At 74.6% G+C, this 2,826-nt stretch carries 3 protein-coding genes; all 3 read left to right on the forward strand.

Features of this window, described 5'->3' with window-relative positions; genetic code table 11:
* The coding region (locus tag UWG_RS31165; protein WP_033196394.1) for an alpha/beta fold hydrolase at positions 1-279 on the forward strand (279 nt) is incomplete at its 5' end.
* Between the two features lie 2 nt (positions 280-281).
* Positions 282-1,946 (forward strand): FAD-binding protein, encoded by a 1,665-nt coding sequence (locus tag UWG_RS0126485; protein WP_029391791.1) that lies wholly within the window; start codon positions 282-284, stop codon positions 1,944-1,946.
* Positions 1,943-2,826: FAD-binding oxidoreductase (locus UWG_RS0126490; protein WP_016910215.1), on the forward strand; the 884-nt coding region annotated here is incomplete at its 3' end. The genes UWG_RS0126485 and UWG_RS0126490, both read left to right, overlap by 4 nt.

Below are 2,826 nucleotides of genomic sequence, written 5' to 3' on the forward strand. Positions count from 1 at the left end.
AGGGCGGCGTTCGCCGCGCAGGCGGCGGCCGCCGCGAAGGCCGACGCGACACCGCTCTGGGCGCAACTGCACAAGGTGCAGGCGCCGACGCTCGTCACCTGGGGACGCGACGACCGCGTCAGCCCCGTCGACATGGCGGTGCTGCCGATGCGGACGCTGCCCAGGGGAGAACTCCACGTCTTCCCCGACTGCGGGCACTGGGTGATGATCGAGCAGAAGGAGGCGTTCGAGAGCGCCGTGCTCTCCTTCCTCGACCGCCCGGCCGAAGGCGGTCGTTGACGGTGGCGGCGGTGGACGGCGCGGCGTGGGACGAGACCGTCGACTTCCTCGTCGTCGGCAGCGGGGCCGGCGGGATGGCCGCCGCGCTCTCGGCGGCGCGGGCGGGTCTGAAGGTGCTCGTCGTGGAGAAGGCGGCCACCTTCGGAGGCTCGACGGCGCTCTCCGGCGGCGGCATCTGGATACCCAACAACCCGACCCTGCGCCGCAGGCGAGCCTCCGACGATCCGGACTCGGTCGTGCGCTACCTGCGCGCCATCACCGCGGGCGACGTCCCCGACGCGCGCCTGACCGCGTACGTCGAGCACGGGCCCGCGATCATGGAGCTGCTGGAGAGCAGCAGCCGGCACCTGCGGTTCTTCTGGGTCAAGGGGTACGCCGACTACCACCCGGAGGAGGAGGGCGGCCGGGCCCTCGGCCGGACGGTCGAGCCCCTGCCGTTCGACACCCGCAAGTTGGGCGCGGCCGAGGGCGCGCAGAAGCCCAACGGCATGAAGGGCCCCCTCGGCCTCTGGGTGACCTCGAAGGACTACCACGACCTCGCGATGGTCAAGCGCACCTGGCGCGGGCGCCGCGCCTCGCTCACCGCCGCCTGGCGGGTCTCGTCGAACGTGGTGCGCCGCCGCCACATGGCGACGGGCGGCCGCGCGCTCGCCGCGCGCCTGCGGATGGCCCTCGGGGAGGCGGGGATACCGCTGCGTCTGGAGTCACCGCTGCGCGGGCTCGTGCGCGACGAGGGCGGCGCGGTGCGCGGCGCCGTCGTCGGTGCGGGGCTGCGCGTCCGCGCCCGCCGCGGAGTCCTCCTCGCGACCGGCGGCTTCGACCACAACCGCGAGCTCCGCGAGAAGTACCTCCCGGACGGCGGCCGGGACGACGTCAGCGCGGGCGCGGCGGAGAACACGGGCGACGGCATCCTCGCGGGCCAGGAGGCGGGCGCCGCGCTGGAGTTCATGGACGACGCCTGGTGGATGCCGTCGGTCCGGCACCCTTCGGGAGCGATCGTGCCGCTCGTCTCGGAGCGCTGCATCCCGCCCTCGGTGATCGTCTCGGCCGAGGGGCGGCGGTTCACCAACGAGTCGGCGCCGTACGTCAACTTCGTCCACGACCAGCTCGACGGCGGCCACGTGCCGGCCTGGTTCGTGATGGACGCCAAGGCACGCGCGCGCTACCCCTTCGCGCAGGTGCTCCCGGGCGCGCCCTTCCCCAAGGCGTACTACGAGGCGGGCACGGTGCACCGCGCGGAGACGCTCACCGCGCTCGCCGAGTCGATCGGCGTCCCCGGAGCGGCACTCGCCGAGACGGTCCGCCGGTTCAACGGCTTCGCCCGCACGGGCCGCGACGAGGACTTCGGCCGCGGCGACAGCGCCTACGACCGCTACTACGGCGACCCGACGCTGCCCAACCCGAACCTCGACGAGCTGACGAAGCCCCCGTACTACGCGATCCGCATCGAGGCGGGCGACCTCGGCACCAAGGGCGGACTCGTCTGCGACGAGCACAGCAGGGTGCTGCGCCCCGACGGCACCCACGTGCCGGGACTGTACGCGACGGGGAACACCTCGGCGTCGGTGATGGGCCACGAGTACGCGGGCGCCGGCGCGACGATCGGCCCCGCCATGGTCTTCGGGCACCTCGCGGCGCGGCACGCGGCAGCACGGGAGGAGGCGTGACCTCCGCCGTGACGACCCGCGCCCCTTCGCAGCCCGGCGAACAGCCCCCGCCCGCCCACGCGTTGCGCGTGACGGTCGCCGAGGTGGTGGCCGAGACCGAGGACGCGTGCTCGCTCGTCCTGCAGCCGGAGCCCGCCGACGTGCACCGCTTCGCCTACCGCCCCGGCCAGTTCCTCACACTCCGCGTCCCCACGCCGGACGGCGGCTGGACGGCGCGCTGCTACTCGCTGGCGAGCTCCCCCGACACCGGCGAGCCGCTGAAGGTGACGGTCAAGCGCACGGCGGGCGGCCTCGGCTCCAACTGGATCTGCGACGAGGTGAACCCCGGCACCCGCCTCGACGTCCTGCGACCCGGCGGCACCTTCACGCCGCCCTCGCTCGACGAGGACCTCCTCCTCTTCGCGGCGGGCAGCGGCGTCACGCCGGTGATGTCGATCCTCAAATCCGCGCTCCGTGCGGGCACGGGGCGGGTGGCGCTCGTCTACGCCAACAGGGACGAGCGGTCGGTGATCTTCGCGAGCGAACTCCTGGAGCTGGCGCGGGACCACCCGGACCGGTTGCACGTCGTCCACCTGCTGGAGTCGCTCCAGGGGCTGCCGTCGGAGCCCGTACTGCGGGCGCTCGCCGGGGAGTTCGCCGCGCGCCGGGCGTTCGTCTGCGGTCCCGAGCCCTTCATGGAGACGGTGGGCGCGGCGCTGCGCAGCCTGCGGATGCCGCCCGAGCGCGTCCACGTCGAGCGCTACACCTCGCTGACGGGCGACCCGTTCGCCGCGCCCGGGGCCCCCGGCCCGGACGAGCCGGCCGACCGACAGGACGCCGCGACGGTGCGCGTCACCCTCGACGGCGAGACCCGCACCGTCCGCTGGCCGGCGGGCGCCCG

The organism is Streptomyces xiaopingdaonensis (genome assembly GCF_000262345.1).
GTDB classification, from domain to species: Bacteria; Actinomycetota; Actinomycetes; order Streptomycetales; family Streptomycetaceae; genus Streptomyces; species Streptomyces xiaopingdaonensis.